The 13,676-nt window shown below is 63.8% G+C and carries 17 protein-coding genes and 1 pseudogene; 7 read left to right on the forward strand and 11 right to left on the reverse strand.

Features of this window, described 5'->3' with window-relative positions:
• Together L810_RS44090 and trbF are read left to right on the forward strand one after the other, a co-directional pair.
• Window positions 1-437 (forward strand): annotated as a pseudogene (locus tag L810_RS44090) (P-type conjugative transfer protein TrbL); the annotation flags it as partial.
• A gap of 24 nt (window positions 438-461) precedes the next feature.
• Window positions 462-1,193, forward strand: a complete 732-nt coding sequence (gene trbF / locus L810_RS24320; RefSeq protein ID WP_021160976.1) for a conjugal transfer protein TrbF — start codon at window positions 462-464, stop codon at window positions 1,191-1,193.
• On the opposite strand, the gene L810_RS24325 is transcribed toward trbF, so the two are convergent.
• Window positions 1,168-2,151: an IS110 family transposase gene (locus L810_RS24325; protein WP_021160977.1), complete on the reverse strand. Its 984-nt coding sequence runs from the start codon at window positions 2,149-2,151 to the stop codon at window positions 1,168-1,170. The genes trbF and L810_RS24325 overlap by 26 nt on opposite strands.
• Window positions 2,152-2,377: 226 nt before the next feature.
• Between L810_RS24325 and trbG the strand changes: the two genes are divergently transcribed.
• Genes trbG through L810_RS24340 form a run of 3 tightly spaced genes read left to right on the forward strand, consistent with a single transcriptional unit; the run spans window position 2,378 to window position 4,886 of the window.
• Window positions 2,378-3,370, forward strand: coding sequence for a P-type conjugative transfer protein TrbG (trbG, locus tag L810_RS24330; protein WP_011516113.1), 993 nt, complete (start codon window positions 2,378-2,380; stop codon window positions 3,368-3,370).
• 2 nt (window positions 3,371-3,372) lie between these two features.
• On the forward strand, window positions 3,373-4,644 hold the full coding sequence (locus tag L810_RS24335) for a TrbI/VirB10 family protein (protein WP_011516114.1): 1,272 nt from the start codon (window positions 3,373-3,375) through the stop codon (window positions 4,642-4,644).
• Window positions 4,641-4,886, forward strand: coding sequence for a DUF2274 domain-containing protein (locus L810_RS24340; protein ID WP_011516115.1), 246 nt, complete (start codon window positions 4,641-4,643; stop codon window positions 4,884-4,886). Before L810_RS24335 ends, L810_RS24340 begins: the two co-directional genes overlap by 4 nt.
• A 309-nt stretch (window positions 4,887-5,195) precedes the next feature.
• On the opposite strand, the gene L810_RS24345 is transcribed toward L810_RS24340, so the two are convergent.
• The 9 genes from L810_RS24345 to L810_RS24385 form a co-directional block, all read right to left on the reverse strand.
• On the reverse strand, window positions 5,196-5,510 hold the full coding sequence (locus L810_RS24345) for a hypothetical protein (RefSeq protein WP_155836348.1): 315 nt from the start codon (window positions 5,508-5,510) through the stop codon (window positions 5,196-5,198).
• Window positions 5,511-5,538: 28 nt separating this feature from the next.
• The gene (locus L810_RS24350; protein ID WP_155836350.1) at window positions 5,539-5,940 is read right to left on the reverse strand and encodes a hypothetical protein; all 402 of its coding nucleotides are present in this window, start codon (window positions 5,938-5,940) and stop codon (window positions 5,539-5,541) included.
• Between the two features lie 61 nt (window positions 5,941-6,001).
• On the reverse strand, window positions 6,002-6,421 hold the full coding sequence (locus tag L810_RS24355) for a hypothetical protein (RefSeq protein ID WP_042975931.1): 420 nt from the start codon (window positions 6,419-6,421) through the stop codon (window positions 6,002-6,004).
• A gap of 428 nt (window positions 6,422-6,849) precedes the next feature.
• A complete protein-coding gene (locus L810_RS24360) occupies window positions 6,850-7,059 on the reverse strand; it encodes a hypothetical protein (RefSeq protein WP_021160981.1) in 210 nt (69 codons plus the stop codon).
• Window positions 7,060-7,270: 211 nt separating this feature from the next.
• Window positions 7,271-8,692 (reverse strand): Eco57I restriction-modification methylase domain-containing protein, encoded by a 1,422-nt coding sequence (locus L810_RS24365; RefSeq protein ID WP_021160982.1) that lies wholly within the window; start codon window positions 8,690-8,692, stop codon window positions 7,271-7,273.
• 49 nt (window positions 8,693-8,741) lie between these two features.
• Window positions 8,742-9,299 (reverse strand): flagellar transcriptional regulator FlhC, encoded by a 558-nt coding sequence (gene flhC, locus L810_RS24370; RefSeq protein ID WP_046196963.1) that lies wholly within the window; start codon window positions 9,297-9,299, stop codon window positions 8,742-8,744.
• 2 nt (window positions 9,300-9,301) lie between these two features.
• Complete coding sequence (locus L810_RS24375) at window positions 9,302-9,949, reverse strand: hypothetical protein (protein ID WP_021160984.1); 648 nt, start codon at window positions 9,947-9,949, stop codon at window positions 9,302-9,304.
• Window positions 9,950-9,996: 47 nt separating this feature from the next.
• Entirely contained in the window at window positions 9,997-11,277 is a 1,281-nt protein-coding gene (locus L810_RS24380) for a hypothetical protein (RefSeq protein WP_155836352.1), read from the reverse strand.
• A gap of 113 nt (window positions 11,278-11,390) precedes the next feature.
• A complete protein-coding gene (locus L810_RS24385; protein ID WP_155836354.1) occupies window positions 11,391-11,975 on the reverse strand; it encodes a hypothetical protein in 585 nt (194 codons plus the stop codon).
• A 240-nt stretch (window positions 11,976-12,215) separates the two neighbouring features.
• Between L810_RS24385 and L810_RS24390 the strand changes: the two genes are divergently transcribed.
• Both L810_RS24390 and L810_RS24395 read left to right on the forward strand, forming a co-directional pair.
• The gene (locus L810_RS24390; protein ID WP_155836356.1) at window positions 12,216-12,434 is read left to right on the forward strand and encodes a hypothetical protein; all 219 of its coding nucleotides are present in this window, start codon (window positions 12,216-12,218) and stop codon (window positions 12,432-12,434) included.
• A gap of 14 nt (window positions 12,435-12,448) precedes the next feature.
• Entirely contained in the window at window positions 12,449-12,811 is a 363-nt protein-coding gene (locus L810_RS24395; RefSeq protein WP_021160987.1) for a hypothetical protein, read from the forward strand.
• A gap of 138 nt (window positions 12,812-12,949) precedes the next feature.
• Here L810_RS24395 and L810_RS24400 read toward each other — a convergent pair whose 3' ends face one another.
• The gene (locus L810_RS24400; RefSeq protein ID WP_021160988.1) at window positions 12,950-13,660 is read right to left on the reverse strand and encodes a hypothetical protein; all 711 of its coding nucleotides are present in this window, start codon (window positions 13,658-13,660) and stop codon (window positions 12,950-12,952) included.
• Between the last annotated feature and the right edge of the window lie 16 nt (window positions 13,661-13,676).

The following is a 13,676-nucleotide window of genomic DNA, read 5'->3' on the forward strand; positions in this document are numbered from 1 at the left end:
CCGGAAGCGGTGCGCGCGCCGCCACGACGGCGGCCGGCAGTGCGAAGTCGGCGTTCCAGGCCGGTTCCGCCGCCGCTGGCGGCGGCGCAAAGGGCGCGATGGCGGGCCTGGGCAACGTCGCCAAGACCGGCGCGCAGGCCGCCGGATACGCGGCTGCATCCCGTGCTTCCGCTGCCGGGCAGCGGATGGCCGCTCCGTTCCGTGCTGGCTGGAATGGCTCGATGGCCGACGCTGGCGCGTCAGCCGGCCAAGCCTCCGCAGGAGAAGCCCCCGCAGGCGACGCCGCTGCACAGAAGCCGGAACAACCCGCCTGGGCCAAGCGGCTGCATCGCCGCCAGCAACTCACCCACGCCGCGACCACCGCCGCGCACACGCTGCGCGGCGGTGACGGTGGCGGCTCGGGGCAAGGCCCGAGCCTGCGCGGCTCCGACGAGTAAAGCGATTCACAAGGAGAACTGACCATGCGATTCAGAAAACCGCAGGTGCGCTATGCCGACACGCCGCAGCCTGCCACGCCGTACCAAGCTGCCGGCCAGGTGTGGGACGACCGTATCGGCTCGCCGCGCGTGCAGGCGAAGAACTGGCGCCTGATGGCCTTCGGCTGTCTGACGCTCGCGCTGTTGATGGCCGGCGGCCTGGTGTGGCGCTCGGCGCAGTCCTTCGTGACGCCCTACGTCGTGGAGGTGGACAACGCGGGCCAGGTGCGCGCCGTGGGCGAAGCCGCCACGCCGTACCGGCCCAACGATGCACAGACGGCGCACCACATCGCGCGCTTCGTGACGCTGGTGCGCTCGCTGTCCATCGACCCCATCGTCGTCCGCCAGAACTGGCTGGACGCCTACGATTACACGACCGACAAGGGCGCGGCCGTGCTCAACGACTACGCGCGAGTCAACGACCCGTTCGCGCGCATCGGCAAGGAGTCGGTGACGGTGCAGATCACCAGCGTCGTGCGCGCCAGCGACACGTCTTTCAACGTGCGCTGGACGGAACGCCGCTACGTCAACGGCGCCGCGGCGGGCCTGGAGCGGTGGACGGCCGTGGTGTCCATCGTGCTCCAGCCGCCGCGCACCGAAGAACGCCTGCGCAAGAACCCCCTGGGCATCTACGTCAACGGCCTGTCGTGGAGCCGCGAACTGGATTCTTCCGAAGCAACTGTCTTGAAAGTCAACCCCCATGAAGCGACGAATTGAAAGATTGACCGCTCCTGGCCATGGCATTGAGGATGGTCAGCAGCTTGCGCGCGCAAGCGGTGATGGCAAGCTTCTTGGGCTTTCCAGCGGCCAGCAGGCGTTGGTAGAAGACACGGATCACCGGATTGAAGCGCGAGGCCACCAGGGCGGCCATGAACAGAATCTTACGCACCTGGGGCCGTCCGCCGAAGATCGTGCGTTTGCCACGCATGGTTCCGGAATCCCGATTGACCGGGGCCAGTCCGATCAAGGCGCTGATCTCGCGGCCGCTAAGCTTGCCGAGTTCGGGAACCTCCGCGAGCAGTGTTCCGATGGTGGCTTGTCCAACGCCCTTGATCTCGCCGAGGCGTTTGGCCAGCTCGGCATGGCGCACGCCAATGAGCATGCGGATGTCCTTGTCGATGCGCGACAGTTCATCGGCGATGACCTTGAGGATGCGCTCCATGCTGGCACGCATGCGTTGATCGGGGCCGCCGGCGCGATGCTGTTCGGCCATCTGCATCGCCAGCAATTGCCGGCGGCGGGTGATCATCGCCTGCAACTGGCGCTGCGACTCATCGGGCAACGGCTTGATCAGCTTGTGCAGGTCGTCGCGTTGCAGCAGCGTCTTGCCCATGTGGGCAAGCACGCGCGCATCGAGCCGATCCGTCTTGGCCAATCGCCCCATGGACCGCGCGAAGTCACGAGACTGGCGCGGATTGACGATGACTACCCGATAGCCAGCCGCCTGCAATGCACAGGCAGCATCCATCTCAAGGCCACCAGTGGCCTCCAATACGACCAGGTCAACCCGGCGCAGCATCGACAGATGCGCCAGCAGCGCCGCATGGCCGTTCGCATCGTTGGCCGGGGTAAGCGCCGTAGCACCGTCGCTGAAGGCCACCTCCAGCGTGGCTTTGGCTACATCGATGCCAATGGTCAAGGTGTCGTCGTCTGTTCGGTTCGGCAGGCTCGTCATCGCCCCTCCTTTTACATGCGAAGTGAAGTGTTCCTACAACTGTTCGGGCTGATATCGAGCGGCAGGGAACGTGCTCCAAATGCTTCGGAGCGGGCTTGTCGGAGAACCTCTTGGCCCCTGGAGCCAACGGGTTGCACGTCCCTGCCTAACCGTTCACATGGCAGCACGGGCTGCCACGCGTATTTCAACTGATCTCGGTCATACCGAAGATAAAAGGAGCCAAGCCATGAATGATCTTTTCCGTAAATCCGCTTTGCCGGTGATCCTGCTTGCCCTCGTGGGCTGCGCCTCGCAGGGCAAGCCACCGCCGACCATCTCGCTCGATGAGCCGGTGCAGGCCCAGCCGCTGCCGGAGCCGCCCGCGCCGGTGGAGGTGGTGGCCGTGCCCGAGGTTCTACCGATGCCGGCGCAGTTGAAGCCGTTGCCCGAAGCTGAGGACGCCAAACCTGCGCCGGAGCCGGCTGACGAGAAGGTGCGCGTCTCGCGCGCCAATGCCGAGGCCCGCGTAGCCCCCACGCGCGAGGGCTACGTCAATGCGATTCAGGTTTGGCCCTTCACGGACGGGGCGCTCTATCAGGTCTATGCGGCCGTGGGCCGCGTGACCGTGGTTTCGCTCCAGCCGGGCGAGGAACTGGTGACGGTGGCCGCTGGCGATACCGTGCGCTGGATCGTGGGCGACACGTCCAGCGGCAGCGGTGCCGATCTGCGCGTGAACGTGCTGGTCAAGCCGATTCGCTCAGGCCTCAAGACCAATCTCGTCATCACCACCAGCCGCAGGACGTACCTGCTGGAGCTGGCTTCGACGGAAAAGACGTGGATGGCGTCGGTGTCCTGGGAGTACCCGCGCGACCGGATGCTGGCGCTACAGCGCCAAGCGCAGGCGGCCAATGCCGCCGCGCCGGTCGATGCCGGGCTGGCGCTAGAGAACCTGCGCTTCCGCTACGCAATCAGCGGCAGCAATCCGCCGTGGAAGCCGTTGCGCGCCTTCGACGACGGGCAGAAGGTCTATATCCAGTTCCCCGCTGGCATCGCGCAAGGCGAGCTGCCGCCGCTGTTCGTGATAGGGCCGGAAGGCGACGGGCAACTGGTGAACTACCGCTTCCGCTCGCCGTACTACATCGTGGATCGCCTCTTTGGCGCGGCAGAGCTGCGCCTGGGCGGCGACAAGGGCGCCATGGTGCGGATCGAGCGCACGGATGGCGTGGCACGGAGGAACTGACCATGATCCAGGACGACACCCCCGACCTCGCCAGGCCGCAAGCGGGCAAGGTCGCGCCCGAGGCGTTGGCGCTGCGCGCCCAGCCGCGCCCGGTCACGCGCCTGAACCGGCGCACGCTGGCCATCCTCGTCGGCGGCCTGTCGGTCGCCGTGCTCGGAGCCACGATCTGGTCGTTGCAACCGCAGCGGCGCAGCGCGGGCGAGCAGCCCGAGCTTTACAACGTCGATCGCGTCTCGAAGTCCGAAGGGCTGGACGGCCTGCCGGCCGACTACTCGAAGCTGCAGCCGAAGGTGCCCGAGTTGGGGCCGCCGCTGCCGGGCGATCTTGGCCCGGCCATCGTGAACTCGCAGCAGCCGGCCGTGGCCGCTTACGCGGCCCCCGGCCACCATCCCAACGATGCCTTGCGCAAGGAGGAAGAAGCCGCTGCGGCTTCGTCGGTGTTCTTCCGTTCGGGCGGCCAAGGCCCCACCGCCGCGGTGGCGCAGGCGACGCCGGGTGCGCCTGGTGGTGCAAGCGCGCTCGCGGCCTTCGACCCGCTCGCAGCCGGGTCGGCCTCGACGGCGGCGCAGCCTGGCGACCCGACCGCCGTGCAGAACCGGCAAGACCAGAAGGAGGCGTTCCTGAAAGCCGGTTCTACGGAAACCCGCAATTCCGGCAATCTGGCGCTGCCGGCGTCGCCCTATCAGGTGATGGCTGGAACCGTGATCGCGGGCGCGCTGGTGACGGGCATCAAGTCGGACTTGCCGGGCGACGTGATCGCCACGGTGACGGAGCCGGTCTATGACACGGCTACAGGCAAGTACCTGCTGATCCCGCAGGGGTCGCGCATCCTCGGGCGCTACAACAGCCAGGTCAGCTACGGGCAGAGCCGCGTGCAGGTGGTGTGGAACCGGATCATCCTGCCCGACACGTCCTCGCTGACGCTCGACAACCTTGTCGGCACCGATCCAGCCGGCTATTCCGGTCTAGAGGATGACGTGGATTGGCATTGGAATCGCATCGTCGCGGGCGCGGTGCTGACGACGCTGCTGGGCGTCGGAGCCGAGCTGGCCGCGCCGGAGAACCGCCAGGACGGCAACCGCATCGTCATCGCCGGGCGCGACAGCGCCCAGGACGGCATCAATCAGGTCGGCCAGGAGATCACCCGGCGCAACATGAACATCCAGCCGACGCTGACCGAGCGGCCGGGCCTGCCGGTGCGGATCATCGTCAACCGGGATCTAGTGCTGCGGCCCTACCAGCCGCTGTTCTTCAATCGGGGAGCTTCGCAATGAGCGCGACCAAGAAGCTGCGGCTCGGGCCGCTGCCCAAGACCGAGAACGTCAAGCTGACCTTTGCCTGCCCGGCCAGCCTGAAAGCCGACCTCGACCGCTACGCCGCGCTGCACGCGCAGGCATATGGCGAAGCAGTCGATGCAGAGAAGTTGATCCCGCACATGCTGGAGGCGTTCATGGCGGGGGATCGGGGATTCAGGAAGGGCACGACGACCCGGAGCGCGCCATCAAAGCCTACATGATGGCATCGCATTCCAACGGCATCCATCGAACGCGCAGCCCTCAGCTGCGCGTTCTTCATTCTGGAGGCCGCCAAGCCTCTTGGGCTATGATGACGCGACAGGCCCGCCGTTCCTCGGCAATCCAGCACGACACAGTGCGATGCGGCTTTCTCTCCCGACGCTCTTATGTGGCTCCTAGCCGACGAAGCCGCGGTTCTGCAAAGCGGCCCCGAAAAGAGCTAACCTACTGCCCCATATACGGTTTCAAGCCCTGCGTGATTTGCGCGAAAGACTTGACACCGGCACTTTTTTGTTGCTCATGTTCTTTCCTCAAACCGCGAGCGTCTCGATCCGGTTCGGATCTGTCCCGCGGGGACGAATAAGAATCCACACCTGCCGCCTCTCGTCGTTCTCGAACGTCCCAGCAAGGTCAACGCCATACGGCTTCACGAGCGCCCAAATTCCCGGCCGAACCGCGAGCGCGTCTTTGGCTTTCGGGTTCGCGCGCAAAGTTGCTGTCAATGTGTCAAGGAAGCGCTTGCGGGACCACTCGACAGGCATTGAAGCCGTTGCCGAATGGGGCAGCGCTCGCAAGTGAGCAACAGCCGCTTCGATGTCGGGTTCACTGATAACGAAACGTGTCATGAGCATGATTTCCTATCCGTTTCGGTGGCTATTGCTGCGCTCTGGCGAGATCAAAAGCGTCGCCAAACTTGCTTGCATCGCACTCGCCGATCGCCCACGCTCCAGCGCGGACAAAGTCGAAGGGGATCGGATCGGTGGTTTTGAACTTCTCGAATGTGTAGGGTGATCCGTTGTGTTCATAGAATCGGCACCCCACGCCGGCCTGGCGGAGCAAATTTGCGTACGCGCCATGTCCAAGCTTGTAGTAGACCCAGCGCGAGCCGCTCGCGTCGGTCAGATCCGTCATGACCACCGTCGATTCGTCCGTGATCGTCCCCGCCTTGATGCCTTTTTCGTAGGTAGCAATTTCGTGGTCCGCCGCCCACCTCCCGTAGGCATGAAGCCCCGTCACCGCACCGAACAAGATCAGTCCGATGACAACCAGTCCCAACGCATTGAACCCGAATGTGTTCCGGTCCGCTTTCACAATTTCCCCAAGTTTTTCCGAGCGATCAGTTCGAAGTGCTGTTCACGAGCGATACCAGCGCTCCCTGTTTCGCAGGGAAACCCGTTTGAGCGAGATTGATCGTCCACGAGTCGGCGGTCCCGTGCGCGACACCCGACTGATCGACCCAGCCGCCGTTCGCGCCAATTAGCACCGCATCTTTTCGAGCGTCAGACTCGTTTTCCACCTTGTCGCTCACGAGAATCGCCTTCGCAACGCTGCCATTCAGACGAACCACAATGAAAGACGCATGCGTTCTCTCGCCGCGATATGTGTCCCGATGCAGGATCGTGGCCGCTGCGTTCGCCTCCTTGAAATCGCACGCCAAGGCGGTTTGTGCAGACAGCGCCCAGGTAGGACCCATACACGGGTCGTGAGTCGCTTCTGCGGGCGCGAGGCCGATAAGAGCCAGCAATGCCATCAACATTTAGATTCCCCGTTTCCTTCTTTTCCGTCGTCAGTTAGCGCGCTTCCAATTCATGTCTTGGACGCACACAAGCAGTTTGCCATCAGCGGACATGTTGGGAGCTTGACCGGTCGCACAAAGCCGTCCCTCTGCCGGCTCGGAGAATCTGTAAAGAACTCCGCCTCCAATCAGAAATACACCGCAGACATACCAAACCCAGGCTTGCTTTGGGCGTGCCCGCGTCATTCCACCGATGACTAAGCACAGGCCCATGATGCCCAACGACAACGCCGTTACCGTAGTGATATCCATCTACCCCTCTTTTTCCGGTCACTTGCCACACACAGCCGCGTCCGCCTTCCAGCGACGCGGCGGCTCCATGTCGGACTTCGGCGTGTACGGACGCACGAACACTTTGCATTTAGTGTCCGCAACGCTTTGTGTTCCGATCACTCGGGTTTGGTAACGTCGCCGGGCCCGATGCCGACCAGCGTGCCTGCCTGCGCGACGGAAACCTTGCCGCCCGGATGCCCGCATTCCCACAGCTTTCCCAGTTCAGCGGGCGCTGTTTTGCCAGCGCTGATCGATCCGATCACAAGGGTATGACCCACATCGTCTGAGTGAAAGTTGAACTTGAACGGCCGCTTTTTCTTCGTCATTGAGACTGCTCCCATGTTGTTGCTTTTACTGTGTTGCGCTCTTTGATGACTAGGTCACTGTAGTACTCATTGCGCACAGGAATACCTCACAACTTTCGCCCTGATATTACGGCTTCCCGCTCCGAATCTTGAGCTCGCCTGGAATGCAACCGTTTTGTAAGATATTCGGTCGGCACCTGTTTCGAGGACGTTCTCCGGCGGCCGGGCGCCGTCAGGTCGGCACATTTGCCATCGGCATGCGCCGTAGGAGCGTGGTAGTAAGAGACAGGTAACCTCCTTCAAGGCGCTGCGCGTAGTCCCGCGCCCACTCAGCCGCGACTGGGGACGCCAGGGCCTCCTCGACCTGATCGAGCGTGACCGCGCCGCCAGCGACGATGCTCAGATTGTGATTGATCGGCAGGATGCCCGGCGGCACGCGCACGGCCCGGGGCGTCTTTGCGATCCGCGGCACGATCAGCGACTCGCGCGACAGATCGAGCGCATGAAAGGACTCCGGCGGCATCCATACCTTGCCCTGCCGGCCGCGTTTGGCCATCAGGTGCATCCGGCTCGCCAGGTGCGCCATGACTTCCGGCGCGGGTTCCTCGCCGGGGAGCGTGCGGATCGCCCAGCGCGTCGGCGTGCCGAGCTTTCCGTTCTGGATATCGTCCGTGTCGATGGCCGGCACCAGGCACTCGGGCGGCAGGCGGCTAGCCGTTGCGGCGTCGACCACGAACACTCCTTCAGTACCGAGCCACGGCGCGATGCGCACATCCGCGAAGTCGCCGAGCAGCCGCATGCCCTCGTAGCGGGACTCATCTACGCCCGGGTGGATCGGTTTGCCGCTCAGGTTCTGCCCGGCGCCGTCGTCGGATACGAGCACCACGGCCACCGGATGCACGCGCGGCGGCGATCCGGCTCGGCGCTGTTTGGGGCGGTAGAACGCCGTCTCTGCACTCAGACGTTCCACGTGGGCGAGCGACAGGCGCTGGCCAAGCCGCTCCCGCAGACGGCTCGCTCCTGCGTTTACCATCCACCTGTCCGCCGTTACTAGCCCGATACGGCCCGCCGGGCGCACCGTGCGGCTGCATCGCTCGAGGAAGCTGTGCAGCATGTCGCCCCGGGCATAGTCGGGCACGTGGCGGCTGTATTCGTTCCGGAGCAGATCGGGCACGTTGGCGGCGCGCAGATACGGCGGGTTGCCCGCCACGATGTCCCACTGGGGCGTCGTCGGCCCGTCCGTCAGGAAGTCCCGGTTGTGGACCATGTCGTTGGCCAGCATCGCCGCGCGTGCTGTCGACCAGCCGTGCAAGGCAAGTACGGCCGCGACGCGCGATCGCGCATCGACGCACGCCGCCGGGTGAATCTCCCACCCCTCGATCTGGCCTCGAGGATCGAACCCGAACGGCCTTGCGGCGAGCAGCGCGTCGAGCGCACGTGCGAGGAACATGCCGTCGCCGCAACTCGGATCCACGAGACGGCCGTTTTCGTCCGGCCAGCCGAGGCGCTTGAGCAGGTCATCAACGACGGGGCTGGCGGTGTAGATCGCGGTCCTGACGTGCAGCTCGTCGATCGCGGCTCGCCGCGCAGCGGCCTCTTCGTCTTCGAACAGGAGCAGGCCTTGAGAATCAGCGGATTGGGTTTGATAGCGCATGGGTTCGGTCGTGAAGGGTTCTTGTCTGGAATCAGTCCGGGTGGTCGCCTCAGGCCGTGACCGCTGCCTTGCGGGTTTTGCCGGCCCGCGACGGCGGCGCGCAGAGGCCGCACACGAAGCTGTGATGTGGATCGTGCGCGTGCATGACGAACTTCCCGCCGCAGCGCGTGCACGGCGCCATCGTGAGCAAACCCGAATCGAAGAAGCGCACCAGCGTCCACGCGCGCGTGAGAGTCAGTACCGCTTCGTCATCGTCCCGCTCGATGTTTTCCAGGTAGAGCCGGTAACCCTTCACCATCGCCTGGATCGAATCGCAGCGAGCCTCCCGCAGCATGAAGAGGTAGATGTTGTAGAACAGCGAGGAATGGATGTTCGGCTGCCACGTCATGAACCAGTCGGTCGAGAACGGCAGCATGCCTTTCGGCGGCGACTCGCCCTTGATCTCCTTGTAGAGCTTGGTCAGACGCTCACGCGACAGGCTGGTTTCGGACTCCAGCAGTTGCAACCGTGCGCCGAGCTCGATCAGTTCGATCGCCAGGGTGACCTCCCTAACCTCGCCGAGCACGCTCTTTCGGGCGCCGCCGGCGTTCGGTCTACGCGTTACCAGACTCACCGCGCCGCCTCGGTCGGTTGATCCAGCGTCACGTTCTCGCCGTCCGCGCCGCCGCCGGGAGAAAATGCGTTCCTTCCGGTCGCCACGAATTCCCGAATGAGATCGACACGCTGCTCGACCAGGCGTGGTGCCATCGACACGCCATCGCGCACGTCCAGCTTGATGCGGCGGATTTCGTTGCGATCGCGATGCCAGATGATGTCGAGTTCCCACGCAAAGCTGAGCAGCTTGCGCAGGAGGCTCTTTTCGACCTCGTCGATGGTTACCGTTCGTACAGCGCCGGCCGCGACGGTGTGGGCGGGACGATCCCAGTTATCCGCCTGTCCGGACGTCTGGATGCTGACCACGCCGACCGTCGGCAAGTCCGCCGGCCGCCATACCGTCGCACACCCACGGCACTTGTGCGACCGATGCGGCGGGTTATCCCATGCCTTCTCGCCATCGCGTGCCGGCTCGGGCGCGTCGATGTGTTGCAGACCACATGCCGGGCAGAACAGCAGCATCGGAATCGGCGCCGCTTTCAGATCGCCGTGCTCGAGCGCCGCGATCGCCTGCTCGATTGCTTCCCGGTTTCGCACCGGCACGCTCGTCCAGTCGAGATCCTTGAGGGTTTGAGCGATCGCATTCGTGTTCATGTCAGCCATTTGAGTTGACCATCCCATTCGGGTTGAAAAGCCGGTTCCTACCGGGATCAGGCAGTGAGGCCGGCGGCTTTGTCGTCCTGATGCTCCCTGGCCTGAGAGGAAAGGTGGAAGGTAATGTCCGCCAGCGCCCGTAGTCCCTGCGGCCTCGCCACGGTCTTGTCCACCCAGTCCGCAAGGTCAGTCCGTCCGATCCCGTTGAACGCTGCCTTCAACTGCACGGGAAGCTCGCCGTCCATTGAGTACGGTTCTGCCGGCAACGCCACGTCGTCGGGAAAGGTATCGTTGGCGATCACCACAAGTTCGGCCCACGCTTCCGAAACAGCCTTGTCGCGCCGCATTCCGCGAACGGTCTCATCGAGCTCCGCGTCGAGCAAGCCAAGCCGATGCAAAAAATCCGATGCGGAATCGACGGCCGCGTCCGTCATCTCGTCAACGATGGACCGGTTCGGGTTTTCGCGATCGTGAAGCGCTCTCAATTCATCATCGAAACGGGCAACATCGTCCGCGCCGAGTCCCAGCCCGGCAGCGACCGCCTCACGCTGATTCCGGGCGCCGAGTAGCATGAGCCGGTGGACTCGCCATCCGGCGCCCGTCGCTTCGGCATAGACGTCGCGTTGTAGCACCTGGAGCGCTTTCACGCGCCCTGCTTCCAGGTCACCATCGCCCAGGTGGCGGATCAAGGAGCACAAGATCGGCCACTCATTGCCTCCGAAAAGCCCCAGTGGCATGGCGTAACCGCAGGAAGGATGGAATCGCAACTCGTAGGCATTGCTCTCGTCGTCGTCGTCGCATTCCACGAGAGCCTGATCGAGAGCGCTATCCCCTAGTTGTCCCAGCGCGTTGATGTGGTGGTCGCGGACGCAAACCGGGCGCAGGAGATCGAGAAGAGTCGCCCGGTACGCCTTCCGGACGGCGACCACCCGATCGGCCGGCAAGTTCAGCTCACTGGCGCGGTGTGCGCGCTTCGTGGCATCCCGCGGCATCACCAGATAAGGCGAAAACGAAAAGCCCGGGCCACTCAATGACGGATTGACTCGGACGAAGACCTCGCAGTCCGGCGTCGTCAGCATCCAACTGGCGGACAGATCCTTGTAATCGTCGCCGCCGATATGCGGCGGACCGAAGCGCCGGTGCATGTACGCAAAGAGCGTCGGCCACCGGCACTTCTTCAGGGGCGTACTGTCGAGGACTGCATCGTCCAGACTGTATCCGTCCCATAGGTCGCGGCATTCGACGAGCGTTCCACCCCACTGATCCACTGTCGTCGAAACGAAGTTCGGGTCAGGCAGGTGGCGAGGCTTGCGAGGTGTCTTCTTCGGTTCGGTCATTTTCTCTTCGGTCCGGCGAAATAGCTCGTGGGTGCTCCGCGGTGGATAGCCGGGGGAATCCACGGTGTCATCCCATCGTGCCGGACGAAGCGCGGAATTCAAGATGCCGAGCGTCAATGCGGCACCGGGCCCCATTCCTCGCCGAGCGCCATATCCGCAAGGAAGTGCTCGATATCGTCGGGAGTGAGATCCTGGACATGACTCACGAGAAGTTCGATTCCGTATGGGTTCACGCAGTAGATGTAGTCCTCTTCGAAATAGAGGCCGTGGCCTTCGACGTGAACGGACTTCCTTCCGCGAAGCGTTTCGAGAATCTGTTCCGGAAACGGGAGTTTGAGTGCAGGCCAGTCCTTCGCCGCGATCAGCTTCTTGATGCCCTCGCGTTCGACGGCTGCCTGCGCTTCACGTCGCTCGACCTGCTGGTCGTGGATGCCGTGTTCCCATGCCTGGGTGAGCTCGTCATCGTCCCGCAGCAGATGCGGAATCGGCTCGTCCGCGTAGTGATACCCCGCGCGGCGGGCAAGCTCATACGCCCTGCGTCGGTGCCGGTCGAACGCCGGCGTTCCCACGTCGCCCGATGTCACGTACAGCCACATCAGCGCAGACTCGCACCGCGCGTCCAGTGCCAGCGAGAAGAGGCTTTCCACCTCCCCGCCATCCGCATCGTTCCGTTCAGGATTTACAGACGTATCCTGCATACCTGCACCCTCGTATCGTTCTGTCACAAGGCGCATTCTATTCCCATACTTCCTATCAGGAAGTATCTTTCCGCCCGGCACTTATTTCTGCGGTACCGAGTGCCAGTGCAGCGACTTGGGTGAGGTGCTGGTCCGGTCAGGAAGTCAGCCGGCCATGCGCTCGCGGGGGATGGTTCTCCGGCTTGAGATGCCGGACATGATCGGTATGATTTGAACGTGGACCTTCCAGCGGAGACGACGATGGCACACCAAGTAATCGCGACGTTTTTCAACGGCGGCAGGCATCTCGGCGAACTGGTTGTGTTCGAAAGCGCCGACACCTCGGAGGCCTGGAGGGCTTGCAACGCGTATGCGGATAGGCCCGAAAGGGAGCAAATTCAGGTCATCCGTCGCATGATCAACGCAACCAACGCGCTGTTTCATGTCCGGAAATGCAACCCCGAGCCGCTGCTTGCGTAACCGAAGAGGTTCCCATGTCCGATATCGTGAAGGCCCTGTATGTGACAGACGATCGGGATCTGCCTGACGATGAGCAGCGCGCGCTCGTCATCTTTCCCGGCGGCAATGGCGACTGGTACGTCCAGGTCGCACCGAAGCACGGCTGCGCGATCGAAGGAGTGCGGATCTGCATGTCGGGCGGAGCCGCGATGCATTGCCCGGGACTCGGCCCGGCGATCGCAGAAGCCTATCGCGCGATGATCGCCGCGCAGAATGGCGAACGACGGGAGCCCGTTCCCACGCGAGAGGAACTGGAGCGAGAGGTGCACGCGTGGCGCACGGCATTTCCGAAGCATCAGTTCGACGGCATCTTCGACGTCGTCGAAACCCTTGAATGAAGCCGGGACTATCAAGCAGAAAACGCTGCATCCGTCATTGACGCTGGCGCATCGATTTACGAAGCGCGGCCCCAGTAAAGTTGCGCCTGCCACATTCCGTGGTGCCGTGCTGCGTGACTGAAGTGCCGTCTGGTCTGGTCAGAGGTTCAGATACTCGAGCGCATGCCCCTTGAGCAGGATGCACGTGCCGCCTGCCTCTTCCAGGAGTTCGGCCATACCCCTCGACTGAAGCCACTCGAACGCCTCCTGAATGGCAGGGTCGGCCTCCTCGAGCGTCTCCACTTCGGTGCCGTCTTCTGTCGACAGGCCAAATGCCGGGGTGAGCGCATCGGAGCGCACCGCATGGGAAAGGAGCAGCTCGACCATGCTCTGGTCGGCAATCTCGATGGCGCGGACCGCCTGCGCGTCGCTCGTTCCGCCCGCGGCTTCCGGAAATTCGACCGGGGTTACGCCGGCCGCCGGCTGCTCGGAAAGTGCGGCGACAGCGCGACGCAGCTCTTGCGACGCATACATTGCACGTCGCATCTTGTGCTCTGCGCGCGTGCAGCGGCATCCGCCGTTGGTGTGCATCCCCTTCGGCGCCCGGATCACGCAGCCACCGTCTGTGCAGCCTTCCACGGATGCCATGAGCGCATCGTATCGCGTCAGTGCGGCCGTCGCCCCCTCCGGAACCGAACGGGTCCCGCTGGCCAGCTGGAGATCAGTGATCGCGCGAAGGATGCGATCGATACCGGGATGACCATCGAAGCCGAGCAGCGCATTGATCGCGCCGATGTCCGCGCATGCACGCTCGAACGCAGCCTGATAGTCGAGTTCCTCGCCGTTGCCCTGTCCGTTCATGTCATTCATCCGTGTTGATCCGTGA

Origin of the sequence: Burkholderia sp. AU4i (assembly GCF_000466765.1) — a bacterium.
GTDB classification, from domain to species: Bacteria; Pseudomonadota; Gammaproteobacteria; order Burkholderiales; family Burkholderiaceae; genus Burkholderia; species Burkholderia cepacia.

Coding starts and splice junctions, on each gene's coding strand:
- trbF (WP_021160976.1), top strand. CDS start 462: ATGCGATTCAGAAAACCGCAGGTGCGCTATGCCGACACGCCGCAGCCT.
- L810_RS24325 (WP_021160977.1), bottom strand. CDS start 2,151: ATGACGAGCCTGCCGAACCGAACAGACGACGACACCTTGACCATTGGC.
- trbG (WP_011516113.1), top strand. CDS start 2,378: ATGAATGATCTTTTCCGTAAATCCGCTTTGCCGGTGATCCTGCTTGCC.
- L810_RS24335 (WP_011516114.1), top strand. CDS start 3,373: ATGATCCAGGACGACACCCCCGACCTCGCCAGGCCGCAAGCGGGCAAG.
- L810_RS24340 (WP_011516115.1), top strand. CDS start 4,641: ATGAGCGCGACCAAGAAGCTGCGGCTCGGGCCGCTGCCCAAGACCGAG.
- L810_RS24345 (WP_155836348.1), bottom strand. CDS start 5,510: ATGACACGTTTCGTTATCAGTGAACCCGACATCGAAGCGGCTGTTGCT.
- L810_RS24355 (WP_042975931.1), bottom strand. CDS start 6,421: ATGTTGATGGCATTGCTGGCTCTTATCGGCCTCGCGCCCGCAGAAGCG.
- L810_RS24360 (WP_021160981.1), bottom strand. CDS start 7,059: ATGACGAAGAAAAAGCGGCCGTTCAAGTTCAACTTTCACTCAGACGAT.
- L810_RS24365 (WP_021160982.1), bottom strand. CDS start 8,692: ATGCGCTATCAAACCCAATCCGCTGATTCTCAAGGCCTGCTCCTGTTC.
- L810_RS24375 (WP_021160984.1), bottom strand. CDS start 9,949: ATGGCTGACATGAACACGAATGCGATCGCTCAAACCCTCAAGGATCTC.
- L810_RS24380 (WP_155836352.1), bottom strand. CDS start 11,277: ATGACCGAACCGAAGAAGACACCTCGCAAGCCTCGCCACCTGCCTGAC.
- L810_RS24385 (WP_155836354.1), bottom strand. CDS start 11,975: ATGCAGGATACGTCTGTAAATCCTGAACGGAACGATGCGGATGGCGGG.
- L810_RS24390 (WP_155836356.1), top strand. CDS start 12,216: ATGGCACACCAAGTAATCGCGACGTTTTTCAACGGCGGCAGGCATCTC.
- L810_RS24395 (WP_021160987.1), top strand. CDS start 12,449: ATGTCCGATATCGTGAAGGCCCTGTATGTGACAGACGATCGGGATCTG.
- L810_RS24400 (WP_021160988.1), bottom strand. CDS start 13,660: ATGAATGACATGAACGGACAGGGCAACGGCGAGGAACTCGACTATCAG.